General features: G+C 60.4%; 27 protein-coding genes. 12 read left to right on the forward strand and 15 right to left on the reverse strand.

Annotated elements, in window-relative coordinates; translation table 11 throughout:
* The first annotated feature begins 144 nt into the window (after positions 1 to 144).
* From ACW4YW_RS09455 to ACW4YW_RS09480, 6 genes are read left to right on the forward strand one after another with little or no spacing between them, the layout of a single operon-like run.
* Complete coding sequence (locus ACW4YW_RS09455; protein WP_309566792.1) at positions 145 to 600, forward strand: phosphate-starvation-inducible PsiE family protein; 456 nt, start codon at positions 145 to 147, stop codon at positions 598 to 600.
* 21 nt (positions 601 to 621) lie between these two features.
* Positions 622 to 1,530: an AAA family ATPase gene (locus tag ACW4YW_RS09460; protein WP_457137311.1), complete on the forward strand. Its 909-nt coding sequence runs from the start codon at positions 622 to 624 to the stop codon at positions 1,528 to 1,530.
* Positions 1,511 to 2,473: a DUF58 domain-containing protein gene (locus ACW4YW_RS09465; protein ID WP_457137312.1), complete on the forward strand. Its 963-nt coding sequence runs from the start codon at positions 1,511 to 1,513 to the stop codon at positions 2,471 to 2,473. The genes ACW4YW_RS09460 and ACW4YW_RS09465 overlap by 20 nt, the downstream gene beginning before the upstream one ends.
* Positions 2,470 to 4,431, forward strand: coding sequence for a transglutaminase TgpA family protein (locus tag ACW4YW_RS09470; RefSeq protein WP_457137313.1), 1,962 nt, complete (start codon positions 2,470 to 2,472; stop codon positions 4,429 to 4,431). The genes ACW4YW_RS09465 and ACW4YW_RS09470 overlap by 4 nt, the downstream gene beginning before the upstream one ends.
* Positions 4,431 to 4,937 carry a tRNA adenosine(34) deaminase TadA gene (gene tadA / locus ACW4YW_RS09475; protein WP_407993776.1) on the forward strand — a complete coding sequence of 169 codons (507 nt, stop codon included), beginning with the start codon at positions 4,431 to 4,433 and terminating at the stop codon, positions 4,935 to 4,937. The genes ACW4YW_RS09470 and tadA overlap by 1 nt, the downstream gene beginning before the upstream one ends.
* A gap of 43 nt (positions 4,938 to 4,980) precedes the next feature.
* A complete protein-coding gene (locus ACW4YW_RS09480) occupies positions 4,981 to 5,196 on the forward strand; it encodes a hypothetical protein (RefSeq protein ID WP_407993777.1) in 216 nt (71 codons plus the stop codon).
* Between the two features lie 9 nt (positions 5,197 to 5,205).
* Here ACW4YW_RS09480 and ACW4YW_RS09485 read toward each other — a convergent pair whose 3' ends face one another.
* Complete coding sequence (locus ACW4YW_RS09485) at positions 5,206 to 6,270, reverse strand: rhomboid family intramembrane serine protease (protein ID WP_457137314.1); 1,065 nt, start codon at positions 6,268 to 6,270, stop codon at positions 5,206 to 5,208.
* 86 nt (positions 6,271 to 6,356) lie between these two features.
* Positions 6,357 to 7,043 (reverse strand): Bax inhibitor-1/YccA family protein, encoded by a 687-nt coding sequence (locus ACW4YW_RS09490; RefSeq protein WP_457137315.1) that lies wholly within the window; start codon positions 7,041 to 7,043, stop codon positions 6,357 to 6,359.
* Between the two features lie 287 nt (positions 7,044 to 7,330).
* On the opposite strand from ACW4YW_RS09490, the gene ACW4YW_RS09495 reads away from it, so the two are divergent.
* Complete coding sequence (locus ACW4YW_RS09495; RefSeq protein WP_457137316.1) at positions 7,331 to 7,888, forward strand: FxDxF family PEP-CTERM protein; 558 nt, start codon at positions 7,331 to 7,333, stop codon at positions 7,886 to 7,888.
* 101 nt (positions 7,889 to 7,989) lie between these two features.
* Here ACW4YW_RS09495 and nagZ read toward each other — a convergent pair whose 3' ends face one another.
* The 13 genes from nagZ to ACW4YW_RS09560 all read right to left on the reverse strand — a co-directional run bounded on the left by nagZ (position 7,990) and on the right by ACW4YW_RS09560 (position 19,613).
* Positions 7,990 to 9,039, reverse strand: coding sequence for a beta-N-acetylhexosaminidase (nagZ, locus tag ACW4YW_RS09500; RefSeq protein WP_457137317.1), 1,050 nt, complete (start codon positions 9,037 to 9,039; stop codon positions 7,990 to 7,992).
* A gap of 31 nt (positions 9,040 to 9,070) precedes the next feature.
* Complete coding sequence (locus ACW4YW_RS09505) at positions 9,071 to 9,769, reverse strand: queuosine precursor transporter (RefSeq protein ID WP_457137318.1); 699 nt, start codon at positions 9,767 to 9,769, stop codon at positions 9,071 to 9,073.
* Positions 9,770 to 9,780: 11 nt separating this feature from the next.
* Positions 9,781 to 10,575 (reverse strand): ABC transporter permease, encoded by a 795-nt coding sequence (locus ACW4YW_RS09510; protein ID WP_457137319.1) that lies wholly within the window; start codon positions 10,573 to 10,575, stop codon positions 9,781 to 9,783.
* On the reverse strand, positions 10,572 to 11,483 hold the full coding sequence (gene nikB, locus ACW4YW_RS09515; RefSeq protein ID WP_457137320.1) for a nickel ABC transporter permease: 912 nt from the start codon (positions 11,481 to 11,483) through the stop codon (positions 10,572 to 10,574). Before nikB ends, ACW4YW_RS09510 begins: the two co-directional genes overlap by 4 nt.
* Positions 11,476 to 11,958 carry a L,D-transpeptidase family protein gene (locus ACW4YW_RS09520; protein ID WP_457137321.1) on the reverse strand — a complete coding sequence of 161 codons (483 nt, stop codon included), beginning with the start codon at positions 11,956 to 11,958 and terminating at the stop codon, positions 11,476 to 11,478. Before ACW4YW_RS09520 ends, nikB begins: the two co-directional genes overlap by 8 nt.
* Positions 11,959 to 13,458, reverse strand: a complete 1,500-nt coding sequence (locus tag ACW4YW_RS09525; RefSeq protein WP_457137564.1) for an ABC transporter substrate-binding protein — start codon at positions 13,456 to 13,458, stop codon at positions 11,959 to 11,961.
* Positions 13,458 to 14,798 (reverse strand): 23S rRNA (uracil(1939)-C(5))-methyltransferase RlmD, encoded by a 1,341-nt coding sequence (rlmD, locus tag ACW4YW_RS09530; protein ID WP_457137322.1) that lies wholly within the window; start codon positions 14,796 to 14,798, stop codon positions 13,458 to 13,460. Before rlmD ends, ACW4YW_RS09525 begins: the two co-directional genes overlap by 1 nt.
* Positions 14,799 to 14,829: 31 nt before the next feature.
* Complete coding sequence (locus ACW4YW_RS09535; protein ID WP_457137323.1) at positions 14,830 to 15,606, reverse strand: 3'-5' exonuclease; 777 nt, start codon at positions 15,604 to 15,606, stop codon at positions 14,830 to 14,832.
* 25 nt (positions 15,607 to 15,631) lie between these two features.
* Positions 15,632 to 16,048 (reverse strand): YdbL family protein, encoded by a 417-nt coding sequence (locus ACW4YW_RS09540; protein WP_457137324.1) that lies wholly within the window; start codon positions 16,046 to 16,048, stop codon positions 15,632 to 15,634.
* On the reverse strand, positions 16,045 to 16,230 hold the full coding sequence (locus ACW4YW_RS09545) for a hypothetical protein (RefSeq protein ID WP_457137325.1): 186 nt from the start codon (positions 16,228 to 16,230) through the stop codon (positions 16,045 to 16,047). The genes ACW4YW_RS09540 and ACW4YW_RS09545 overlap by 4 nt, the downstream gene beginning before the upstream one ends.
* A 101-nt stretch (positions 16,231 to 16,331) precedes the next feature.
* Positions 16,332 to 18,077 (reverse strand): hypothetical protein, encoded by a 1,746-nt coding sequence (locus ACW4YW_RS09550; RefSeq protein WP_457137326.1) that lies wholly within the window; start codon positions 18,075 to 18,077, stop codon positions 16,332 to 16,334.
* Positions 18,078 to 18,171: 94 nt separating this feature from the next.
* Positions 18,172 to 19,059, reverse strand: a complete 888-nt coding sequence (cysM, locus tag ACW4YW_RS09555) for a cysteine synthase CysM (protein ID WP_457137327.1) — start codon at positions 19,057 to 19,059, stop codon at positions 18,172 to 18,174.
* 53 nt (positions 19,060 to 19,112) lie between these two features.
* Positions 19,113 to 19,613, reverse strand: a complete 501-nt coding sequence (locus ACW4YW_RS09560; protein WP_457137328.1) for a disulfide bond formation protein B — start codon at positions 19,611 to 19,613, stop codon at positions 19,113 to 19,115.
* 136 nt (positions 19,614 to 19,749) lie between these two features.
* Between ACW4YW_RS09560 and xseA the strand changes: the two genes are divergently transcribed.
* The 5 genes from xseA to dapD all read left to right on the forward strand — a co-directional run bounded on the left by xseA (position 19,750) and on the right by dapD (position 25,513).
* Positions 19,750 to 20,946, forward strand: a complete 1,197-nt coding sequence (xseA, locus tag ACW4YW_RS09565) for an exodeoxyribonuclease VII large subunit (RefSeq protein ID WP_457137329.1) — start codon at positions 19,750 to 19,752, stop codon at positions 20,944 to 20,946.
* Positions 20,947 to 21,081: 135 nt separating this feature from the next.
* Positions 21,082 to 21,417 carry a TfoX/Sxy family protein gene (locus tag ACW4YW_RS09570; protein ID WP_457137330.1) on the forward strand — a complete coding sequence of 112 codons (336 nt, stop codon included), beginning with the start codon at positions 21,082 to 21,084 and terminating at the stop codon, positions 21,415 to 21,417.
* A gap of 98 nt (positions 21,418 to 21,515) precedes the next feature.
* The gene (locus tag ACW4YW_RS09575; RefSeq protein WP_457137331.1) at positions 21,516 to 23,393 is read left to right on the forward strand and encodes a potassium transporter Kup; all 1,878 of its coding nucleotides are present in this window, start codon (positions 21,516 to 21,518) and stop codon (positions 23,391 to 23,393) included.
* 347 nt (positions 23,394 to 23,740) lie between these two features.
* Complete coding sequence (locus tag ACW4YW_RS09580; RefSeq protein WP_457137332.1) at positions 23,741 to 24,583, forward strand: M48 family metallopeptidase; 843 nt, start codon at positions 23,741 to 23,743, stop codon at positions 24,581 to 24,583.
* A 105-nt stretch (positions 24,584 to 24,688) separates the two neighbouring features.
* Positions 24,689 to 25,513: a 2,3,4,5-tetrahydropyridine-2,6-dicarboxylate N-succinyltransferase gene (gene dapD / locus ACW4YW_RS09585; protein WP_287111087.1), complete on the forward strand. Its 825-nt coding sequence runs from the start codon at positions 24,689 to 24,691 to the stop codon at positions 25,511 to 25,513.
* Positions 25,514 to 26,016: the final 503 nt, after the last annotated feature.

Raw genomic sequence — 26,016 nt, forward strand, 5'->3', positions numbered from 1 at the left:
GGCAGCGCAGCCGCTGCCGGGACAACGTGCCTGATGAAAAGATCGCGAACAGGTTCTTAGCGGCGTCCCACCTCAAAAATCAAGCAATGATGCCGTTGAATAACAACACGCCATAAACAAACAAAGGGGAGACAGGGCACAACCATGGCACAGAACCATTTTCCACGCGAATTCAACGTCATCAACCGCTACACCATCCGCGCCATGCTTTGGCTGAATGGTTTCGCGCATATCACCATCGGGCTGGCGCTCGCAGTGTCGGTGATGATGTTCACCTGGCTATTTTTCATCGATGTGCGCGAGGCTTTTGCCGCCAACAACCTCGTGCACGGCTTCCTCAACGCCCTGGGCACGCTGATGCTGCTGTGGTCGATCTCGGCGTTGATTTCCGCCGAGATCCGATACCTCATGGGCGCCAAGCTGGAAGTGGAAACCTTTATCGAGGTCGCCATGGTGCTGGTGCTGCGCAAACTCATCATCATGCCGGTGCAGGAAGTCACGCCCGACCCCATGGAAGTGGTGCTCTGGGTCGGCGCGGGCCTCATGCTCGGGCTGACGTTCGTGCTGGTGCGCTGGGGCCAGAAGCAGCAGGTCGATTGAAACAAACCTTAAGGAAACAGCATGCAGGCCCAGATCCAGGCCATCATCCACAATACCGGCCGCATCATTCTCGGCAAGGAGCAGCAAATCAAGCTGGCCCTTGCCGCCCTCCTCGCGCGCGGGCACCTGCTGATCGAGGACCTGCCAGGCATGGGCAAGACCACCTTGTCCTATACGCTGGCCCAGGTGCTGGGCTTGCAGTTCAACCGCGTGCAGTTCACCAGCGACCTGCTGCCGGGCGATATCCTCGGCGTATCGGTCTACGACCGCAATGAAGCCGACTTCAAGTTCCATCCCGGCCCGGTGTTTACCCAGGTGCTGCTGGCGGATGAAGTCAACCGCGCCACGCCCAAGACCCAGAGCGCGCTGCTGGAAGTGATGGAGGAAGGCCAGGTGACGCTGGAAGGCGAAACGCGCGCATTGCCGACGCCTTTTTTCGTGATCGCCACCCAGAACCCGTCCCAGCATATCGGCACCTTCGCCCTGCCGGAATCGCAGCTGGACCGTTTCCTCATGTGCATCAAGCTGGGTTACCCGGACCCGCGCGCCGAACGCGCCCTGCTGCGGAACAATGGCGGGCGCCACGGCGTCCATGCGCCGGAGCAGGCGATTGATGCTGCCGGGTTGATCACTCTGCAACAGGCAGTGGACTGTGTCCATCTTTCCGATGCGCTGTTGGACTATCTGCAAGCGCTGTTGCAATACAGCCGCAATTCCAGCCAGTTCACGGCAGGCCTGTCTCCCCGCGCCGGGCTGGCGCTGCGGCAATGCGCGCAAGCCTGGGCGTTGATCCATGGCCGCGGCTTCGCCATCCCCGAGGACATCCAGGCCGTGCTGCCCGGCGTGGCAGGCCATCGCCTGCAGCCCATCTCTGGCAGTGCCGTCGCGGACACCGCCCAGCATCTGCTGAATGCCGTCGCCATCCCCTGACATCAAGCCAGCCTGGCCGACCAGGCTGTTACGGCGGCACAGCGCAATCTTGCCCGCCCGGCTGACGCCGCAAAGGATCTACATCATGCCCAGCCGCGCTGGCTGGGGCCTTGCCATCGTGTTGTTCGCCATGCTCACAGGCGCGATCAATTACACCTTGAGCCTGGGCTTCATCCTCACCTTCCTACTTGCAGGCATGGCGCTGGTCTCTCTGCTGCATACCTGGCGTAACCTGGCGTGGCTGCAGGTAGAGACTATCCCGCCATCCGCGGTTTTCGCCGGGCAGGATGTCCTGCTACAAATATCCCTGGCCGAGGATCGCGGGCGTGAACGCCTCGCGATTGCCGCCAGCATCGGAAATCAAGCGCCTTTATTCGTCGATGTGCCCGCCAATGGCATAGGCTTGCTGGCAATCAGCAGCCCGACGCTCAAGCGCGGCTGGCACGATATCGGCACACTTACCCTCTCCACCGGGTTCCCCGGCGGCCTGTTTCGCGCGTGGAGCAAACTGGAACCCGGCGTACACTGCCTGGTGTATCCCCGCCCTGCATCCAGCTCCCTGCCACTGCCGCAAGGCAATATGCCGGGCCGGGGTGGCAGTCTCCCCCCCCAGGCAGGGGACGAAGACTTTGCCGGCTTGCGGCTCTACCAGCGCGGCGACTCCCCGCGCCGCATAGACTGGAAGGCATCCTCGCGCGAGCAAGGCATGTACAGCCGCGAATTCCATGCCGAAGCGCAGCAGGAGGTCTGGCTGGACCTGGCCCAGACGCTCGGCAACGACTTGGAGCAGCGCCTGAGCCAGCTCACCAGCTGGGTCATGCAGGCGCATGACGCCAACCAGCGTTACGGCTTGCGCCTGCCCGGCGCCAATATCGCTCCCGCTCATAGCCAAGCCCATTATGAAGCCTGCCTGCGCGCGCTTGCCCTGCTGAAGGCTGAATGAGCCTCGCCATCAAGCCCGGCAAGGCCGACCTCCACTGGCTACTGGGGGCCATGCTGCTCGCCATGGCGCTGCATTTCAGCCACTTCCCGTTGTGGACCAGCGCGTTGATCCTGTTATTCATGGCCTGGCGCCTGCTATTGCAATGGAGGCAGTGGGCCATGCCCAGGCTATGGCTGCTGTTGCCCATCACCCTGCTGGGCGTCGCGTGGATCTACCTGCAATACCGCACCCTGTTCGGGCGCGACGCCAGCGTGGCGCTGCTTGCGCTGATGCTGTCGCTCAAGCTCATGGAGTCCGGCACCCGGCGCGATTACGTCATCCTGATCTTTGCCGGGTACTTCCTCACCGTCACCGCCTTTCTGTTCGACCAGTCGCTATGGGTCGGCGGCTACCTGCTGCTCCCGGTATTCGGCCTGACAGCGTGCCTGGTCGGCATCAGCTACCCGCACGGCATCCTGCCCCACCGCGTGCGCAGCCGCCTTGGCGTGATGCTGCTCTTGCAGGCAGCGCCGCTGATGATGCTCCTATTCCTGCTGTTCCCGCGCATTCCCGGCCCGCTCTGGGGCGTGCCACAGGATGCCTACCGCGCCATGAGCGGCTTGAGCGACCATATGCGGCCAGGCGACATCAGCGAGCTCAGCCTGTCCGGCGCAGTGGCCTTCCGCGTGCAGTTCCAGGGGGAAATTCCCGCGCAGCGGCAGCTTTATTGGCGCGGGCCGGTGCTCTGGCAATTCGACGGCCGCGGCTGGCACATGGCAGGGAATGACCATGCAGTGGAAAAACTGGAAGGGCTGGGAGAGGCCGTCGGCTATACCATGACGCTGGAACCGCACAACCGCCGCTGGCTGTTGATGCTGGATGTGCCGCACATCCTGCCGGCAGGCACTTTCCTCACCGGCGAAAGGCAAGTGCTCGCGCCCATGCCGGTCCGTACGCGGATGCGTTATAACGGCAGCTCCCATACGCAATACCATCTGGCTGCCGGGCTCGGCAGCAGGGAGCTTGCCCGCGCATTGCAACTGCCTCCGGGCGGCAATCCGCGCAGCCGCGCACTGGCAATGGACTGGCAACGGGAGCTGCAAACGCCGGAACGCATCATCAATGCCGCATTGACGATGTTCCGCAGCCAGGGGTTTTTCTACACCTTGACCCCGCCGCAGCTTGGCGACGATGCTATCGACGATTTTCTCTTCAGCAGCAAGCGCGGCTTCTGCGAACACTATGCCAGCAGCTTTGCCTATCTCATGCGCGCCGCCGGCATTCCTGCCCGCATTGTCACGGGCTACCAAGGCGGTGAAACCAATCCCGTGGGACAATACCTGATCGTGCGCCAATCCGATGCCCATGCCTGGGTGGAAGTCTGGCTGGAAGGCCGGGGCTGGGTCAGGCTGGACCCCACCGCCGCTGCCGCGCCAGCCCGGGTGGATAGCGGCATCAATACCGCCTTGGCCGACAATACCCTGCTGCCCATCCTGGCACGGCAGGATCACGCCTGGCTACGCAAGCTGTACCTGAACTGGGACGCCGTCAACAACGGCTGGAACCAATGGGTGCTCGGCTACAACCAGCAGCGCCAGCTCGAATTGCTCTCGCGCATGACGGGCACGACAGTCAATTGGCAGCAACTCATGCTGTGGCTGACCGGCAGCCTGCTGCTGATGTCGTTGCTGCTGTGCGCCCTGCTGTTCCGCCGCAAGCGCATGCCAATCGACCCGGCGCAAACGCTCTACCTGCGCTACCTGGCAAAGCTTTCGCGCCGCGGCATACAGGCCGGGGCCGGCGAAGGGCCGCTCAGCATCCAGCAACGCGCCAGCACGTTGTTACCGCAGAACGCGGCAGAGATTGCCCGCATCACCCAGCTTTACCTCGCGCTCCGATACGGACCACATGCAGAAGTGCATGCTGATCGCAAAACCATGGCAGAATTACGGTCATTGATTGAAAGACTAGATTGTTGATGCCAGCACTTCATATAGAAAACCCCGCCACCGACGAATATTTCATGCGCATCGCACTACAGCTGGCACAGGAAGCGGCCTTGATCGGCGAAGTCCCCGTAGGAGCCGTGGTCGTGAAAGACGGCGTGGTAATTGGCCGCGGCAGCAACGCGCCGATTGCGGGCCACGACCCCAGCGCCCATGCCGAAATCCGCGCCATGCGCGATGCCGCAGCCGGGCTGGGCAACTACCGCCTGACCGGCTGCACCTTGTATGTCACGCTGGAGCCTTGCGCCATGTGCGCAGGCGCAATCCAGCACGCCCGTATCGCACGCCTGGTATTTGGCGCCCATGATTACAAGACCGGTGCTTGCGGCAGCGTCATCGACCTCATGGCAGAAGAAAAACTCAACCACCACACCAAGGTGGAAAGCGGCCTGTTGGCGGAAGAGTGCAGCGCTACGCTTACCCAATTCTTTGCCGAACGGCGACGGCAACAAAAGGCAGAAAAACCCGGCAACAATTGATATGAACGCCCAATAAACAGGCAAGAGAACCGAGGAGGAAACAATGATTCCAGAAGAGTATATCGTGATCTACTTCGTATCGCTTGGGCTGTGCCTGCTTTCCACCATCTACAAGACGGCCTGTTTCAAATCCATGCTCTGCAGGCAGATTCTCGGCAGCGTGTTCTGGAGCCTGATCCCGGTCATGAACACCTTCAAGGCCATGCTCTGGCTGCTATCGCTGCTAGTGACATGGCTGGACAGGCTCAAGACCAGGTAGGTCCAATGCTCAAGGAACAGGCTTGGCCGGCTTCCTGCCCTGCTTGAGCTCCTCGGCCAAAGCCCGGGAAGCATCGCGTTTTTGCTTGGTGTATTGCAGTATGTTCTCCAGCTTGGCGGCAGACGGCAGGTTGGGGTCGTAGGGCAGTTGCGACAAGGCCTCGTAGCGCTCCTGGTAGCGGTCGGTGATATCGTTCTCGATCTGCTCCCCCAACTCCAGATAAGTCACGTTGCCCTGCTTGCTTTCATGCATGATATGCAGCCAGGAGCGATTGATCGCCTGGTCTTCCTGGATGAAGGCATTGATTTCCTTCTGCAACAGCAATTCATCGCCCCAGCTGTATTTAGGCGTGGGCAGCTTGAGCAGCATGACGGCAACCGCAGCCAGCAGCAAGCCGCCGCCGATCAGCCTGGGCAGGCGCGGCACTACTTCTTGCGGCTTCAAGCCGCGCATCAACAGCAAGCCGGTCAGCATGCCCGCGACAAACCCGCCGATATGCGCTGCATTATCGATCGCGGGAATCATGAAACCCAATGCGATGGTCGCGACCGCGAATACGCAGGCACCGCCGAACAGCCAGCGGAACTCATGGCGGTCCAGCAATGCCCTTTCCAGCCAGAGGAAAACGATCATCGCGCCGTAGATGCCGAAAATCGCACCCGAGGCCCCGCCGGAAACCGCTTGGTTACCCTGCCATACCAGCGAAAGCAGGTTGCCCGCCAAGCCGCTGACCAGATAGATCGCGAGGTAACGCCAATGACCGTACATACGCTCCACGAGCTGGCCGCCGTCCCAGAACGCGATCATGTTCAGCGTCAGGTGCACGGCACCGAAATGCAGGAACAAGGCCGTGAACAAGCGCCACCACTCCCCATCCTGCGTCGCCGGGCCGAAATTGGCTCCCCAGGCAAGCTGCACAGTATTGGGGGAGTGCCAGAAACCGGCGCCATTGAACAGCATCAGCACAAACACCAGCAGGTTGGCGGCTATCAGGCATTTGGTCACTGGGATGCCGGGCGTGCGCTGCTTGATCGCTGAGCCAAGAGAGGGCCAGTTGGCGGTAAGGTCAGTCATGTATTGAATTCGACAGGATATGCCTAATGATATGCCGAAACAAAAAACCCGCCACAAGGACGGGTTCTTGGCTCAGCGGCTAAAGATCAATCACGCTCGCCCATGAATGCCATCAGCAATTGCAGCAGATTGACAAACAGGTTGTAGATGTTGATGTACAAGGCCAGTGTTGCCATCACGTAGTTGGTCTCGCCACCACGTACGATGCGGTTCACATCGAACAGGATGAAGCCGGAGAACAACAGCACTGCCACGGCAGAAATCGCCAGCGAAGCGGCAGGCACCTGGAAGAACAGGTTAGCCAGCGAGGCAATGATCAACAGGATCAGGCCGACGAACAGGAAATTGCCGAGGAAACTGAAATCCTTCTTGGTAGTGCTGGCAATCCCGGACAAGGTCAGGAAGATCAGGCCGGTACCGCCTGCAGCCAGGCCAACCAGCTGACCGCCGTTACGCAGGTTCAATGCCACTTGCAGGATCGGGCCGAGCATCAGGCCCATGAAAAAGGTCAGGCCCAGCAGCAATACCACGCCGAAACTGTTGTTGCGGTTGGCGGAAATCGCGAAGAACAGGCCGAACATCACTGCCAGCATGATCAGTGAGGACATGATCGGGCTGGCGGCCATCCAAGAGAAATTCATGGTCATGCCGACCAGCGCGCCGATCACGGTCGGCACCATGGTCAGGCCCAGCAACATGTAAGTATTGCGCAATACCTTATGCGCGCCTGTCGGCAGCGTTTGGGTATTGGCGACTTGATAATTCGTTTGCATCTCTAATGTACCCCCTAGTAAAAAACCGAAACTATGGCTAAGACTAGCCAATAACCATGAAAGTTTCAACCATATCGCCGTGATTAGCGCTAATAAATACGGTAAGAGCCAAGAGCCTGTTCATGAGCTTCACGACCTCAAATCTATTAGTCCCATCGGGCTATTGTTGCTACCCCTGCTACAGCATATTCTGTTCAGGCATCGTTAGTTCAGATTTATTTCAATATTCTAAAAAATATTGACTTAACGTGTTACTTTAAAACTTAACTTTTTCTAGGGGCAATGAAATGAAAGCAATGAATCTCAAGGCAATCTTGTTGGCTGTTTCACTGATCGGCGCATCTGCTGGTGCCTATGCCAATCCAGCTTTGGTTGGCGGCGATCAGAACTCTTCACCAGATGTAGAAGTTTATAACTTCGCTCATACCGGATTCATTGGTAATGGCGTATTCAGCCATATTCTTGATTTTACTGTTAATGGTGACCGTTTGCTCAACGCAAGCATCACTGCCAGCACTCCAGTAGGTGAAATTTCTTTCACAGGCTTCAAGCTTTTCAGTGTAGTTGATGGTGTTGTTGTTGGCCCCGAGTTGGGCTATATCGCGAATGATATTACCAACCCACTCCCACAATTTTCCTTCGGCTTCCTGACCAGCAATGTTAGCGGTCCTGCATCCTACAGGCTAGTAATCGAAGGTAATGCTGTTCTGCCCCAAGGTTTCAATGGCACCTACACCGGCACTATCACTGCGGCTGTACCTGAGCCAAGCACCTACGGCATGCTGGCCCTAGGCCTGGGCCTGATCGGCTTTGCTGCACGTAGCCGCTCCAAGTTCTCCGCCTAATTTTTGGCATCGAACTGATAAAAACCCGCTCCGGCGGGTTTTTTTATTGCCTATTCATCAATAAAGAATTCTAGAGCCGCTCTTCTGAATAAATCTAGGCATCAAACAAACGGCAAATCCCCATCTGCCTTCCCTACCAGGCCGACCCGGTGTACCGCATGCATGAAGTCAGGATCTTCATGCAGGGCCACCATGCTGGAAGGATGCCGCCCGCCATGCATGCGGGCAAGCCGTGCCAGGCTCTGCGCCTGGATGTCCCATTTTAAATTGGCAAGCAGTTCGTCTGCCTTGTCGGGCTGGTTGCAGAGCAGCACCATGTCGCAGCCCGCATTGAGCGCCGCCAGCGCACGCTGGGTCACGTCTCCCGCCACGCCTGCGCCTTCCATCGACAGGTCGTCGCTGAAGATCACGCCATTGAAACCCAGGCGCTGGCGTAGCACTTTCTGCAACCAGCGCTCGGAGAAGCCTGCGGGTTTGTCATCCACCTTGGGATAGATGACATGGGCGGGCATGATGGCCTGGATGCCGTCGTCGATGAGCTGGCGGAAGGTTTGCATATCCGTTGAAGCGATCTGGTCGAAATCGCGCTCGTCCACGGGGATCGCCACATGGGAATCCGCCACCACATAGCCATGGCCTGGGAAATGCTTGCCCACGGCCGCCATGCCGCCGCGCTTGAGGCCTTGAATCAGTGAAAACGCCAGTTCGTTGATGGCTTGCTTATCACCGTGGAAGGCACGGTCGCCGATCACCTGGCTTTCACCGTAATCCATGTCGAGCACGGGCGTGAAGCTGAAATCAATGCCATGTGCGCGTAACTCCGCCGCAATGATCCACCCCGCCTCCTCCACCAGTTGCCTTGCCTTGCGCGGATGCTCGTCCCAGATCTTGCCGAATTCTCGCATGGGCGGGATGCGCGTGAAGCCCTCTCGGAAGCGTTGCACGCGCCCTCCTTCATGATCGACCGCAATCAGCAAGGGGGGCTGGCGCATGGCATGGATGCTGTCCGTCAGCGCCTTGAGTTGCGAGGGCGACTCGAAATTGCGCGCGAAGAGGATGACGCCGCCCACCAGGGGATGGCGGATGCGGCGAATGTCTTCCTTGGTAAGCTCGGTGCCGACGACGTCGAGCATGATGGGGCCTAGTGTCATGTTTATTCAGTCAAGTCAGTGTAAAAGCCCGCTATTGCAGGCGGAACGGATTGAAATCGGTATGCCGGTCGTAGTAGTCCTCGTTCTCGGCACGCTTGAGGAATGCCACCACGCGGTAGGTCACCGGCGTCAATACTACCTCAACCCCGGTCTTGGCGAGAAATTGCGCCAGCATCACCAGCGGCAATTTGTCGTCCGGGATGATGCCGCTGCCATAGAATGCCAGCGGGTAGAATAGCAGCGAATCCACGCCTTCGCCGACGATGGTGGAGCCTATGGTGCGCATCCAGAGCCAGCGTCCTTCGGTCCAGACCTTCATTTTCGCCAGCACCATGGAGTTGACGAACTCGCCGCAGGCAAAAGCGATCAACCCGGCCAGCGATATGCGCCACGCGGAGCCGAACGCGATTTCGTAGGCATGTTGATTCTCCCAGAACGGGGCCGGCGGCAAGGCGACGATGATCCAGGCCATCGCAGAAGCAAATGCGAGTGCGGCAAATCCGGTCCAGATCACGCGGCGCGAGCGGGCGTAGCCGTAGACTTCGGTCAACACGTCGCCAAACACGTAGGAAATCGGGAAGAACAACACGCCGGCGCCAAAAGTGAGGGTGCCGACCAGCGGCAAATCGAGCTGGGCGATCTTGGCCGGGCCGATGAGGTTGGAGCAGACCAGCACCACCACGAACGCCACCATCACGAAATCATAATACCGGTAAGTGCGCTGTTGCATGGCCCCTCCTCTCAATCCTTGGCGCGCCTGACATCCCAAGCGTCGCGCAGCTGGTCTCCGAGCACATTGACCGCCAGCACCACCGACATCAGGCTGATGCCCACCGCCAGTACGTAATGCGGCGCGACCAGCAGATAGCGCACGCCCTCCCTGAGCATGGCGCCCCAGGAGGCATGCGGCGCCTGGATGCCCAGCCCGAGGAAAGACAGGCTAGCTTCGGCGATCACCAGGCCGGCGATGCTGTAGGTCGCTTCCACCACCAATGGCGCCGCCAACAGGGGCAGCATGTGCTTGCGCATGATGCGGCCTGCCGACGCCCCCAGCGATTGCGCTGCCTGCACATGCTGGCGCTGGCGTAGGCTCAGGGCCTGGGCACGCGTCAGGCGGGCATAGCCCACCCAGGAAGTCATGCACAATGCGAGCAGCAGGTTGTCCAGGCCCGGCCCCAGCACTGCGGCAAATGCGATCGCCAGCAGGATACCGGGAAAGGCCAGGAATACGTCGGTCACTTGCATCAGCACCCGGTCCACCCAGCCGCCGCAATAGCCGGCTAGCAATCCAATCGCGGTACCTACGCTCAGCGTCACGGCCGTCACCAGCAATGCCACCAGCATGGAAACGCCCGCCCCGGCGGCAAGCCGCGCGGCGATATCGCGGCCGAGGTCGTCGGTGCCGAGCACGTGATCTGTTCCCGGTGCAACCAGCACTTGTGCCAAGTCGATGTCGTCCGGCTTCAAGTCGAGCAATAGCGAGCATGCCACCGCCCCGAGCCAGAAGGCCAATACCCAATATGGCCAACACTTCACGAGGCGAACCTCACCCTGGGATCGAGCCGGGCATACAGGACATCGGTCAGGAGGTTGATCACGACGTAAGTCAGCGCAATGACCACGACGCAGGCCTGCGTCACCGGATAATCACGCTTTTCTATCGACTCCACCAGCAACCGCCCTATGCCTTCCCAGCCGAACACGGTCTCGGTAATCACTGTACCCGCCAGCAGGCTGCCCAGCTGCAAGCCGACCACGGTGACGATCGGCAACAACGCAGCCCGCAAGGCATGCCGCAGGATCACTTTTCGTTCGCTGATGCCCTTGGCGCGCGCGGTACGGACAAAATCCTCGTTCAATACTTCCAGCAGGCTGGCGCGGGTCATGCGCGTAAGGATCGCCGCAAGGCCGAAGCCCAAGGTCAGCGCAGGCAGCACGATGGAGCCCGGCTCGCTCATGCCGCTGACCGGCAACAGGCCCAGCCACAACGCCAGCAGCAGCATCAACAAGGGGCCGAGCCAGAAGTGCGGCATGGCGGACAAGGCCAGGCTCAGCAATGTCGCCAGGCTATCCTGCCATTTGCCCTGCCTCAAGGCTGCGACAATTCCCAGGGGCAAGCCCAGCCCGATGGCAATCAACAAGGCGCATAACGCCAGAATGGCAGTGGCAGGCAGGCGCTCCAGCAGGGTGTCGGCGATCGGCTTGCGGCTGTGGATGGAGCGGCCGAAATCCCCGTGTGACAACGCCGCCAGGTAATTAGCGAATTGCACCGGCAAAGGCTGGTCCAGCCCCAGGTCCGCACGCAGCTTGTCGCGGTCCGCCATGGGGGCGGACTCGCCCAGCATCACCTCGACCGGGTCGCCCGGCACCAGGTGGACCAGCAGGAATGTGAGCAAGAGGACGCCGAAGACCACCGGCACAATGCCCAGCACGCGTTTAAGCATCCAGCACCATCACTTGGGTCTGGGCCGGCACTAAGTCAAACAGCTCGCGCACATCGGAGTTGCACATGCGGATGCAGCCGTGGGAATGCGGCTCGCCCATGGGTTCGTTATCCGGAGTGCCGTGGATATAGATGTAGCGCTGCATGCTGTCGACGTTACCGAGGCGGTTGAAACCGGGTTCGCAGCCGGACAGCCAGAGGATGCGCGTCAATATCCAGTCGCGCCCGGGATGTTGCGCATGCAGTGCTGGCGTCCATACTTCGCCCGTGGGCCTGCGGCCGCGGAAAACCGCTCCCAGCGGCTGTCCGGCACCGATCTTGGCGCGCACGACATGCAGGCCGCGAGGCGTGCAGTAGCTGTTTTTCTGCTCGCCGGCCCCATTGAGCGCCGTGGATACAGGATATTCCCTGAGCAAGCGCCCGGTATCGTCGAGCACGCGCAGCTTTTGCAACGGGACGGAGACTTCGATCCTCATCTAGAACCCTTCCAATGGGTTCTTGCCTGGGAATACGGACCTCAGCTTGCTACGCTTGACGTTGACCAGGCCGTCCCAGCTTCCGTCCGGCTGCAGCAGGTAGCCCGTGATGTTATTGCGTGTGGCGGCGAACTGGCCTTCGTACCAGAGCGGGATATAAGGCAATTGCTCGTGAACGCGCGCGGCGACATTCGCCCAGTCGCTCACGGTGATCAACTCGTCCGTCTTGCGGTCGGCATAATGGCCGCGATTGGCGCCCTTGGGCGGGATGGAGGAGGAATGGAACGCCATGTGGTAAATTTCCGGCGTCTTGATCCCCACCCACATCAGGCCGTAAAGCTGGAAATTGCCGCGCTTGATGTCGTCAAAAAAGGTTCCCCAGTCCAGGCTGCGGATTTCGAGCTGGATGCCGGCCTCGCGCATCTGCGCCTGCATCATAGTGGCGAGCCGGACCCGCTGTGCATCGGTGGAGGTCTTGTAGACCAACTTCAATGGCAGGCTGACCCCGGCGTGCTGCAACAGTTCGCGCGCCAGCGCCGGGTCGTATTCATACGGCTGCAGGTTGCCGTTGCCCGCCCAGTGTTCGGGCGGCAGGATGCTTTCCGCCAACCGGCTGCCTCCGACCAGGGTATGCCTGATGATGGATTCCCGGTCGATCGCATGTGCCAATGCCTGGCGCACCAGCGGATTTTGCAGGACAACGTCCTGCAAATTGAGTCCGATGTAGGCGAAATTGGACCCTTCGGACTCCTGCACCTGCAGCCCCGGCTGCTTTTGCAGGTAGCTAACCAGCTCCGGCGGCAAGTCGCCTTGCAGGATATCCGTCTCGCCGCGTACCAGCTTGAGCACGCGCACGGTCGGGTCGCGGATTTCCTCAAACACGAAGCGCTTCCGGTCTGACCGGCGCTCCAGCTTGAGGGAGCGCTGCCAGGAGACAAACTTGAACGGGCCACTGCCGACAGGCTCGTTCGAAAAGTCGTGCTGCCGCGCGATCAGTTCGGCAGGGAGGATTCCCAGGATCAGGCGCGAGGGGAAATTGCTGTCCGCGTCATTGAGGAAGAAATCCAGGGTATTCTCGTCGCGCACCTCTATCTTGCTGATATTGGCGAACTCGGCAGCATGCGGGGAATCCGCAAGCTCCAGGATGGACTGGTAAGTCGCGGCGACGTCTTCCGCCGTCAGGTAGCGCCCATCGTGGAAATGGCGGCCATGCTGCCCCAGGGTGAAGCGGAACAGGCGCGGCGATAGCACGCGCCAGCTTGCCAGCGATGAAGTCGGGCGGGCATGGGCGTCGAAATCGACCAGGGAGCGGTATAACAGGCGGTTGACGCGCGCGGAAGCGGCATCGGTGGCATAGCGCGGGTCCAGCGTTTGCGGCAACTGGCTGACCGCGCTGCGGATTTGCACCGGGGCGGTGTCACGGCTGCAGGCATCCAGCAATAGCAGCGATGCCACCATCATGGTGACCAGGCTGCCGAGCCGCCATACCTGCCGCCACATCACGGGCCTGCCTTCTCGAACAACGCGATGGACTCCACGTGCGATGTATGGGGGAACATATTGATCACGCCGCTGGCCAGCAAGCGGTATCCCTTGGTATGCACCAATATCCCCGCGTCGCGCGCCAACGTCGCCGGGTTGCACGACACATACACGATGCGTTGCGGCACGTGCGACGTATCGGCATCCGCATCATCGATATCGGGCAATGCCTTCACCAGCTCGATCGCGCCGTCGCGCGGCGGGTCGATCAACCATTTGTCGAAACGGCCCAGGGACTGCAACAGCTCCGGCGTCATCTTGAACAAATCCGCCTCCTGGAACTCCACCTGCCCGTCCAGCCCGTTGAGGGCCGCGCTTTCATTGGCACGCGCCACCAGCGCGGCCGAGCCTTCCATGCCGAACACCGAGGCGCCGCTGCGCGCAATCGGCAAGGTGAAATTGCCCAGGCCGCAGAAAAAATCGGCAATACGCTCGCCCGGCTGCGGCTGCAGCAATTGCATCGCGCGACGCAGCATCACGCGGTTGATGTGCGGGTTGACCTGGGTGAACTCGGTGGGCTTGAACGGGTAGGTCAGGTTGAATTCGGGCAGGGAATAGCTTAGCCCCGGGCCTTGCTGCGGGTAGAACGGCTGCACGGTATCCGGCCCCTTGCTCTGCGTCCAGACCTCCACGCCGTAGCGGTCGGCAAACGCCTTGATGGGCGCGGCATCCTGCGGCTGCAAGGGCTCGAGTATGCGCAACACCAACACCGTGGTCAGCTCCCCTACCGCCACCTCGATCTGCGGCAGGCGGTCGCGTATGCTGAGCTGGCCCACCAGCTCCTTCATCGGTACGATAAGGGCGGAAACATGGGGCGGCAGCACCTTGCAGCTATCCATGTCTGCGACAAAGCTGCTGGATTTTTCATTGAAGCCGACCAGCACGCCACCCTTCTTCGCCACATGGCGCACCCGCAAGCGCGCCTTGTGGCGGTATCCCCAGGCGGGGCCGTAGATCGGCGACAGCATGCGTTCGGAACGTGTCTTGCCGATATGCCAGAGATTGCCCTCGAGCATGCGCTGCTTGGCTGCCACCTGCCCTGAAAACTCCAGGTGCTGGATGGCGCAGCCGCCGCAGACGCCGAAATGCTCGCAAGCGGGCTGGGTGCGCAAATTCGAAGCCTGCAAGACGTCCACCACGTCGGCGACCTCATACCTGTCCTTGCGGCGGCGGGTCTTGTAGGTGACATGCTCCCCGGGCAGGGCGCCGTCGATGAAGATGGTCTTGCCCTCGACGTGGGCCACGCCGCGGCCTTCGTGATCCAGGGATTCGACTAATGCAATAGGAGTAGTGCTCATGGGTTGTTTCAAGTCATGCCTGACAACGATGTCATTGCTGCCAGTGATTTAAGAATTCCTGCCAATGCCGGCCTTGGTATCCGGCCAGGGTGTCGCGCACCAATGCGACTTCGCGCTCGTAGGCGGCCTGGTCCAGCACGCCGCGCATCAATTGGAAGCGCAGATACACGAGATAAGTATTCGCCACGTCGGTTTCGCAATAATCGCGAATCGCGTTGATCTCGCCGTTCGCGAAGGCTTCCCATACCTTGCTGCCGTCCATGCCCAGCTTGCCGGGGAAGCCGCATAATTGCGCGATCTCGTCCAGCGGCGCATTGGCCCTGCCGTTGTATAGCGCCAGCAGGTCCATCAGGTCCAGGTGGCGGGTATGGTAGCGGCTGATGTAATTGTTCCACTTGAACTCGCGGTCGTCCTCGCCCATGTCCCAGTAGCGCGGCGCGACGATGCCGTTCACGAGCCCACGGTAATGCAGTACCGGCAAGTCGAACCCGCCGCCATTCCAGGAAACCAGGTTGGGAGTGTATTTCTCGATGCCGTCGTAAAAGCGCTGGATGATTTCCTGTTCCGGCGCATCGGGGCTGCCCAGCGTCCAGACGCGAAACCCATCGCCCTCGCGCAGCGCACAGGAAATCGCCACTACCCTGTGCTGGTGCAAAGGCAGGAATTCGCTTCCATTCTGCTGGCGGCGCTTGTGGAATGCCACGCGCGCCACGTCCTCGTCCGTGGTGCCTGGCGGCAGGCTGTACAGCTTGCGCAGGCCATCGGTATCCGGGACGGTCTCTATGTCGAATATCAGCGTTGGCGTCATGTCGCGGCCTTGCTCGTTTTCATGCCTATTTCTTCACCCATCCGCTGCCGTCCTGGTAGTACCAGCCGCCCTGGGCCTTCTGGATCCAGCGTTGGGCGAAGGTACTGCGCACTTCTGCCTCCCATTCGGGATGGCTGTTGGCATTGGCGATTTCCTTGTAGAGCGCATTGCGGTCGTTGTTTTCCGCCGCCACCAGCGCGTTGAGGTTCTGGCGCTGCGCCAACGGCACGGCATTAGCGTCCCGCACCGCCACCAGGCCATCGCGCGTGAAGCCGACCGCCCCGCTGGCATAGAAGCCGGACAATTGCCCATGCCTGGCCTGCATGCTGTTTTTGATGGAAGAAATAGCCGGGGTGTTGATCTCCAGGTCCGCGGCTGCATGCGCCAGTACGGAGGTCAACAATCCGCCCAGCAACAGGCATGTGGTGATGCAACGCTTCATTTATCTTTCTCCTCTGCTGGGGTGGACGGCGCGGCCTTTTCCTTCAATTGCCAGACATCGTCAATGATCCGGTCTGCCGCCTTTTCCGCCGCAGCCGCCGGGAAGTAGATATTGATGGTGACGCAGGCCGGCAGCGCCAGCACCAACAGCCAGGGCGCCACCCATTTCCAGGTAATTTGCATCGCATGTTTCCTCTTGCATTGGCAGCCGGTTCGCCGCCGTTTATCACTCGGGATTGTACCTCAGCCAGCCCTTTGTCTGTATGCAAAGCTCGAGATAACGGTCATTGGATCACCGGGCTGGCATTGCCTTCCGTGACGCGCTTGAGGCGTGTGAGCAGATCGCTCCATCCCACGTTGTGGTTGTAGCCCATCACCGTGATCGCCGGGATGCCGCTGCCCTTGACGATCACATAGCCCTGCGGGGTATATTCCACGCCGCTCATCTGGCAAACGTCGTTGCGCAACTGGCAATTCCAGCCGATCTGCTTGTAGTTGAACTCGCTGAAGAAGCGCAGCACGCTGCGCTGTATCGCCGCAGCAGCCCCTGCCCCGCCCAGCGCGGTAATATTCTCCACCGCGCGTTGGGAGATCTTCTTGCGATAGCTGCCCGGGCTGCTGTAGAAGCGCGCATCGAAGCTCACGGGCTGCCAGTTGGACAGCTCCAGGTTGCGCACATCGCCATCCAGCTTGCCCTCGATCGCCCCGAACGAGAAGGTACGCGTGATGTCGCCCAGGTCCAGCCTGCGCAACTCCAGGTCGGCATGCAGCCTGGAAGCCGCCTCCAGCGGGGTCTGCATGCCGAGGTTACGCACGGCGATACTGCCGTTGAACATCTGGAACAGCATGTCGCCATTGGCCGTAAGCTGGCCGCGGCTATAAGTGACCATCGGGATCGCCGCAGCCACCTTCCCTTCCATGCGCGGCCAGCCCAGCGCCTGGCTCAGCGCCGGCATGGAGATCGGTACGAGATTGGCGCGCAGGTGCCAATGCCACTCCCCCGCGGCACGGGTGGCCGAGACATCCGTCAGGCTGAGCGCGCCGTCAAGGATAGGCAGGTATAGCTGCGACATGGTCAATGAATAGCGGTTGACCTCAGCCAGCACGCTGGCCTCTCCCAGGGGAATCTTGAGGAAATGGCCGCCGGCATAGGCGAGCTGGACCACGTGCGGCTCATCATACGACCACGGGATATGGCTATTGAGCTTGTATAGCGCAAAGCGGCCTTCCTTGTCCTCCATATCCACATCCTTGAACGCTAGCAACGCAGAAACCGGCTCGCCGTCGCGCAGCTCGAACTTCACGCTGGCCTGGCCGGCGATATCCAGCTTATTCAAGGCGCTATCAGCCAGCAAAGGCTGCAGCAGCAATGAATAGAGCACCGATAGTTCCAGGCGGTCTGCGTCCAGGGACAGATCCTGCAGGTTCCCCGCCTTCCAGCGCGCGCGCAGCGCAGCCTTGCCCACCTTGGCGAGCGTGATATCGGCCGCCTCCACCGCCAGCTCATCCCCGGCATAATGCCCATTGGCAACCAGACGGTGCCCGCCCTCGGCGAAATACCAGGGATGCCAGTAAAGCTCGCCATCGCGCCAATGCACCGACGCCTGCCATTGCCAACCGCCGGCCTGCTTGCGCACATCCAGCGATAGATCGGCATTGAGCTTTTCTGCCGCCTGCGTACCGGCCTGGTTGTTGAACGAGGCATTGTTAAGCGACAGGGCGAGCTGGTAATGCTGACCCTGGGCCGCAGCTTGCTTGACGGTCAGGCTGAATGGCACGTGCACGCCGGTGGTACCGAACTCGCCGCGCTCGCAACGCCACTCCCGCGCGACGGGTTGCGCCGCCTGCGCGCAATCCAGGCGCAAGGGCTGCCAGGAAGCACCCTCCTCCTGCTTGAGCTCCGCCTGCAGGCTTACATTGCCGTCCAGCCCCAGTTCTCCGCGCACCTTGCGCAGGTTGGCCGAGGGCGTTTCAACACTATCAGCCTCTATGCTGATGCTGGTAATGGCCTGCGCCGGCAGCGGAAACACGAGCCAGCAATAAAAGAATACACAGAGAAAAAAAGGAAAGGCGGCAAGATGACGCAGGGCTTGCCGCCCGGTAAAGCAAGGATTGTTGTGCGACCTACGCAGGAAATACTCCGGTGGATAAGTAACGGTCGCCGCGGTCGCAGACGATGGACACGATCACGGCATTCTCCACGCGCTTGGAGAGCTGCAATGCCGCATATAAGGCGCCGCCGGAGGAAATGCCGGCAAAGATGCCTTCTTCCTCCGCCAGCCTGCGCGTGATTTTTTCCGCATTTTCCTGGTTGACGTACATCAGCTCGTCGACGCGCTTGGCGTCATAAATTGTGGGCAGGTATTCCTCAGGCCATTTACGGATGCCGGGAATCTGCGCGCCTTCGTCAGGCTGCACGCCGACGATGCGGATATCAGGGTTCTGTTCCTTGAGATAGCGCGAAGTGCCCATGATGGTGCCGGTCGTGCCCATGCTGGAGACGAAATGCGTGATCTTGCCTGCCGTATCGCGCCAGATTTCAGGCCCGGTGCCTTCGTAATGCGCCAACGGGTTATCCTGGTTGGCGAACTGGTCGAGCACGATGCCCTCGCCCTCCGCCTGCAGCTTGGTCGCCACGTCGCGCGCCAGCTCCATGCCGCCGTCGCGCGGCGTCAGCACCAGCTCGGCGCCGTAGGCCTTCATGCTCTGGCGCCGTTCCACGCTCTGGTTGTCCGGCATCACCAGCACCATCTTGTAGCCTCGCATCGCCGCCACCATGGCAAGCGCAATGCCGGTATTGCCGGAAGTCGCCTCGATCAGGGTATCGCCCGGCTTGATGTCGCCGCGCGCCTCTGCCCGCTTGATCATGGAAAGCGCCGGCCGGTCCTTCACCGAGCCCGCAGGGTTGTTGCCTTCGAGCTTGAGCAATATGGTGTTGCTGGTCTTGCCCGCCATGCGCTGCAGCTTGACCAGGGGGGTGTTGCCTACGAAATCATCCAGGGTTTTATACATGTAGTTTCAATCAGTTGCTGGGCATGCCTGGCTGGCCTGCCCGGAATTCCAAATCAGGCTTTCTTGTGGAAGGCCAACAAGACGGCGAACAGCCCCAGGCCGGCAAACGCGACCAGGGAAAGCTGCGGAATGGTTAGGCCGAACAAGGTCCAGTCTATCGCCGAGCATTCGCCGGTGCCCTTGAAGATCAAGTCCAATGCCTTTTTCAGCGGAAAGGTTTCCATGATGTAGTCAAACCCCGCGCCGCATTCGGCCATCACTTTGTCCGGGTTGGCCTGGATCCAGATATGGCGTGCCGCGATGCCGATGCCGGTCACCGCGGCAATGACGTGCAACAGGCCGTACACCTTGCGGCCCAGGCTGCCGGGATTATGCAGCGCGGCAACCAGGAACAATACCCCCAGCGCCATGAATGCAATCCGCTGGGAGATGCACAATGGACAGGGCTCCAGGTTGTATTTCTGCTGCAGGAACAAGGCCAGGCCCACCAGCCCGAAACTGGCGACGAAACCGAGGAAATACCCGCGTCGCCCAGCAAACAGCTTATTGCACATAAATAAAGCCCCAGCACTTATAATGGAAGTCCCGCAATTGTAACGGATACAGCCCGGTTAGCACCAATCCATGCTGCGACACCCGGGCACGGTCGGCAGACAACCTTAATAGACAAACCTAATATATAAACCCGATATGGCAGACCCTCAGCGCATCCTCAGTGTCAGCGAACTCAACCGCATGGCGCGCGAGCTACTGGAAACCAGCTTCCCCTTGTTCTGGATCAGCGGCGAAATCTCCAACCTGACCCGTGCGGCCTCGGGGCATTGGTATTTCTCGCTCAAGGACCAGGGCGCCCAGGTACGCTGCGTGATGTTCCGCGGCCGCAACGCCTACCTGGACTGGGCGCCGCGCGAAGGCGACAAGGTCGAGGCGCGTGCCGTAGTCACGCTTTACGAGGCACGCGGCGATTTCCAGCTTACCATCGAGTTCCTGCAGCGCGCAGGACTGGGCAACCTGTTCGAAGCCTACGAGAAGCTCAAGAACCAGCTCGCCGCCGAAGGCCTGTTTGCCGCGGAGCACAAGATTGCAATTCCCGCGCACCCGCGCCAGATCGGCATCATTACCTCGCCCGACGCTGCCGCCTTGCGCGACGTGCTCACCACGCTGCGCCGCCGCATGCCTTCGGTCAATGTCGTCATCTACCCCACGCCGGTGCAGGGCAAGGGCGCGGCCAAGCTGATTGCCGCCGCCATCCGCGCCGCCGACCAGCGCGCGGAATGCGACGTGCTCATCGTGTGCCGGGGCGGCGGCAGTATCGAGGATTTGTGGCAGTTCAACGAGGAAGTCGTCGCGCGCGCCATCCATGCCTGCGCATTGCCGGTGATCAGCGCCGTCGGCCATGAGACCGACTTCACGATCGCGGACTTCGTCGCCGACGTGCGCGCGCCCACCCCCACCGCTGCCGCGGAACTGACCACGCCTGACCGCGGCAGCCTGCTGCGCAACCTGCAGCAACACCGCAACCGCCTGGCGCGCAGCATGCAAAGCCTGCTCCAGCAGCGCAGCCAGCACCTCGACTATCTCAGCCGCAGGCTGTTGTCCCCCATGCAGCAGGCCGAGCACAAGCGGCAGCACCTGTCCCAATTGCATCTGCGCCTGACCCAGGCCATGGCCAGGCAGCTGCAGAGGCAGCGCCAGCACTTGCAGGCAGTGCAGCAAAGCCTGACGTATCTGAACCCGAGCGCGGTATTGCAGCGCGGCTACGCACTGGTGGAGAAGCTGAATGGCGAGCTGGTGCAGGACAGCAGCCAGCTCGCTCCCGGCGACCAGGTCAAGCTCACCCTGGGCAAGGGCAGCGCCCAGGCTGAAATCCGCGACAAAAGCACCTAGAATGGCCAACAAAAGTCTCCTGGCGTTGTTGCCCTGCCTTGCCGTACGACTTGTACTGCCTGCGGCAGAACGCCTAGCCAGGACCGCTGCGCTGAGTTTCGTTAGTCACTCTTATGCTCCCAAGCATCCGGCGGCATGAACGAACTCATCAGCCACCTGGAAGAATTGCTGCACGGTTTCGGCCCCATCCATGCCAAGCGCATGTTCGGCGGCTATGGCATTTACCACGACGGCCTGATGTTCGCGTTGATCGCGGACGACACGCTCTACCTCAAGGCCGATGCGGAAAACCGCAAGGAGTTCGAGACACTCGGCCTGCCCGCCTTTCGTTACGCCAAGCAGGGAAAAGAGGTCACCATGTCCTATTGCCAAGCACCAGCCGACATGCTCGAAGAGCCGGAACAAGCCGCCTACTGGGCACGCCTCGCCTATGCCGCCGCATTACGCGCCGCACGCGGGCGGAAACGCTGATCTCGCACAATTTCCCGCCAAACCAGCATGGTTGCATACGCTATCTAAGCATTTACAAGGGGCGTAGAATGGCGACAATTTTTCACTGAGGCTGCCATATGCAACCCTCTGGCACCACCAAGCCAGCCCTCCCGCTCCTGGCCCTTGCCGCACTGGGCGTCGTATTCGGCGACATCGGCACCAGCCCGCTCTACACCATGAAGGAAGTATTTGCCGTGAGCCCGCACCCGGTGCCGCTCACGCACGACAACGTCTTCGGCATCCTCGCCTTGATCCTCTGGTCCTTCATCATGGTGGTTTCGGTGAAATACACCGTGTTCGTCATGCGCGCGGACAACAACGGCGAAGGCGGCATCATGGCGCTGCTTGCGCTGGCAAGCCGCAATATCAAGGGCGAGCGCAAACGCCTGGTGATGTATGCCGGCATCGTCGGTGCCTGTATGTTCTATGCGGACGGCATGATCACGCCAGCGATCTCGGTGCTGTCAGCGGTGGAAGGCGTGGAGGTGGCCGCACCGGCACTGGACCAATTCATCGTGCCCGTTACGCTGGCGGTGCTGTTCGCCCTGTTCTGGCTGCAAAGCAAGGGCACGGCTGTGGCAGGCGCGCTGTTCGGGCCGGTGATGCTGCTGTGGTTCGGCACCCTGGCCGCGCTTGGCATCATCAACATCCTGCACGAGCCCAGGGTGCTGGAAGCGCTGAATCCGCTCTACGCCATCCAGTTCTTCATCAACGCGCCCTGGATCGCCTTCGTTGCGCTGGGTTCCGTGGTGCTCGCCGTCACCGGGGTGGAAGCGCTCTATGCCGACATGGGACATTTCGGCCCCAGGCCGATCCGCTACGCATGGTTCGGCTTTGTTCTGCCCGCCTTGATATTGAACTACTTTGGTCAGGGAGCCCTGGTGCTGCACGATGCGGAAGCGATCAAGAACCCCTTTTACCTCATGGCCCCGCAATGGATGCTGTACCCGCTGATCGGCCTGGCGACGCTCGCCACCGTGATCGCCTCGCAAGCAGTGATCTCGGGCGCATTCTCGATCTCGGCCCAGGCATTGCAGCTTGGCTACCTGCCGCGCATGCGCATCCTGCACACCTCGGAGCGGCAAAAAGGCCAGATCTACATGCCCTACATCAACTGGAGCCTGATGGTAGCCGTCATGGCGCTGGTCGTCGGCTTCGGCTCGTCGGGCGACCTGGCCGCGGCCTATGGCATCGCCGTCACCGGCAACATGCTGTTCACCACCCTGCTGGCCGGCATCGTGTTCCACGGCATCTGGCACTGGAGCTGGCCGCGCACCCTGGCGTTGGTCGGCCTGTTCCTCGTCATCGATCTCGCATTCTTCAGCGCCAATATCCTCAAGATTCCCGACGGCGGCTGGGTGCCCATCCTGATCGGCATCGTCATCTTCACGCTGATGACCACCTGGAAGCGCGGGCGTAGCCTGCTGCTCGAACGCCTGCGCGACGAGTCCATGCTGCTGGAACCCTTCATCGACGCCATCGGCGCCCATCCGCCGCAGCGTGTGCAAGGCACCGGCATCTTCATGACGCCCAACCCGCACGGCGTCCCGCATGCCATGCTGCACAACCTCAAGCACAACAAGATACTGCATGAGCGCAATATCCTGCTGACGGTCAACTTTGCCGACGTCCCCTACGTTGCAGAGCGCAGCCGGCTGGGGCTGGAGGAATTGCCGCACGGCTTCTACCGCATCACGGTGAACTACGGCTTCAAGGACGACCCGGACCTGCCGCGCGACCTCGAGCTGACCAAACAGCTGGGCCTGGAGCTAGACACCATGGATACCTCGTTCTTCATCGGCAAGGAAACCCTGTTTGCCAGCCGTTCCGCGGGCATAGCGTATTGGCGGAACAAGCTGTTCGTCGGCATGTTCCGCAATGCGGACAGCGTCACCAACCAATTCAAGCTGCCGCCAAACCGTGTGATCGAACTAGGTGCGCAAGTGACAATCTAATAGCCTGTTCCATACCTTTTTATCGGCACGCACGGCTCCAAGACGTGTCTGATCAAGGCGCAGTCCGCAGGTAATGCTTATTGCCTTGCCAAGGACTACAACGCGGAGCAGGCGCGTCTTGGAGCCGTGCCCTCCGGGTTGCCCTGGCAGCGCAGCCTCTGCTGCGTTGCAAATCCTCGCCGGGCAATAGGCACGTCTGCGGTTTGCGCCTTGTATCGCCTACCCTGCCAGGACAGCGTGGTCGCTAAAAAGGTATGGAACAGGCTCTAAGGATTGTCGGCCCAGCTCGGCACGGTCTAGAATAGATATCGATTGACGTCATCAAGTCGCTTAATAAGGTTGTAAACATGAATTCCATCAGACTGATATTGATTGCGCTGGCACTAGCCCAGCTTACGAGCTGCACCACCGTCAGCACTACCAGCAGCGGCAATGTGGGCGTCGACCGCAAGCAATACGTCGGGCTCGTTACCGAGCAGGAGGCGGTGGAGCAGTCCGCCCTCGCCTACCAGCAAACCGTCAAGGACGCGCAATCCAAGAAACTCCTGAATACGGACAGCGCCGAGACCAAGCGCGTCCGCAATATCGCCGACAAGCTGATTGCGCATGTCGGCGTATTCCGCCCGGATGCCCCGAACTGGAAATGGGAAGTCAACGTGCAGGAAAGCAAGGAGATCAACGCCTATTGCATGGCGGGCGGCAAGATCATGGTCTACACCGGGCTGATCGACCAGATCAAGCCCACGGATGACGAGCTCGCCGCCGTGATGGGCCACGAAATTGCCCACGCCCTGCGTGAGCACGTGCGCGAACGCATGTCCCGCGCCAAGGCGCAGCAATACGGCCTGCTGGGCTTGGCCGCCGTGGTCGGCATCGGCACCAAGAATGCCGACAACGCAGTCCAGGCCCTCGCGGTTGGCGGCACCGTCGCCGCGGTCGCCCTGACACTGCCCAACAGCCGCACTGCGGAGCACGAAGCCGATCAAATCGGCCTCGAGCTTGCCGCACGCGCGGGCTACAACCCGAATGCCGCCTTGAGCCTCTGGCAGAAAATGAGCGCGGTAGGCGGCGAGAAACCGCCGGAAATCCTCAGCACCCACCCTTCGGACGAGTCACGCATGGCGGACATCAAGCGCCTCATCCCTTCCGTGATGCCGCTGTACGAACAAGCAAAGAAGCAAGGCAAATAAGGCGATTCAAGCACCTGCCGGTGCTTATCCCGGCTCTAGCCTAACCATGGGGCCGTTTTCAGGTAAAATGGCGGTTTTATCTGAAGCGATCCCTAGGAATCTTAGATGAGCAATTTGCAAACCATTATCGAAGACGCGTTCGAGCGTCGTGCCGAGATTACCCCGTCCACTGCCAGCGCAGAAATCAAGGATGCCGTGTTCAGCGTGCTTGCCGACCTCGATAGCGGCAAGCTGCGCGTGGCAGAGCGCACCGACGGCCAGAACTGGGTAACCCACCAATGGATCAAGAAAGCCGTATTGCTCTCCTTCCGCCTCGAAGACAATGTCCTGCTCGATGACGGCGTCACTAAGTATTTCGACAAGGTTCCGCCCAAGTTCGCCAACTATACTGAAGCAGACTTCAAGGCCGGCGGCTTCCGCGTCGTGCCCAACGCCATCGTGCGCCGCGGTTCCTTCATTGCCAAGAACGCAGTGCTGATGCCTTCCTATGTCAACATTGGCGCTTATGTCGGCGAAGGCACCATGGTGGACACCTGGGCCACTGTCGGCTCCTGCGCCCAGATCGGCAAGAACGTGCACCTTTCCGGCGGCGTAGGCATTGGCGGTGTGCTTGAGCCCGTACAGGCAGGCCCCACCATCATCGGCGACAACTGCTTCATCGGCGCGCGCTCCGAAGTGGTCGAAGGCGTCATCGTCGAAGACAACTGCGTGATTTCCATGGGCGTCTACATCGGTCAGAGCACCAAGATCTACGACCGCGAAACCGGCGAAGTGACCTATGGCCGCGTGCCGTCAGGCTCCGTCGTGGTATCGGGCAACCTGCCTTCCAAGGATGGCAGCTATAGCCTCTACTGCGCCGTCATCGTCAAGAAAGTCGATGAAAAGACCTTGGGTAAAGTGGGCATAAACGAACTATTGCGTGGTATTTAACGGTATTTAACAAAGAGAAATTGAGTCTGCGTTCCCAAGGTCTTTCGGTGTAGGCTAACCCGGGCATTGCCCGGGTTAAGGCAAAGCCGGGCCGTAGCCAAAAAACGCTTGGCAAGGTTGGTATCAACGAGTTGCTACGCGGCATTTAAGCACTGTAAAAACGATCGCAGTACCAAGCGTTTTCGGTGAAGGCTAACTTGGGCATCTGCCCAAGTTAAGGCGCGAGCCGTGCCGGAGCCAAAAGTTTCGGTATTAAAGTAGGCATCAACGAACTACTGCGTGGCATCTAAACCAAACCATCTAGCCAAGCTGTCAATATTCTGACACTGGCGTCGAAGCTCCAACAAAAACCTGCCGGCGGCAGGTTTTTTATTGCCTATCGCCAGCCCTCATACCATTCACAAACAAACAAATAAGCGCCTGTTTTATATAATAAAAAAATCCCCATCCACCTTGTTTTCTCCCGACGGCATAAAAGTTGCCATATGGATATCAAATCCACA

Source organism: Methylobacillus pratensis, assembly GCF_054072455.1.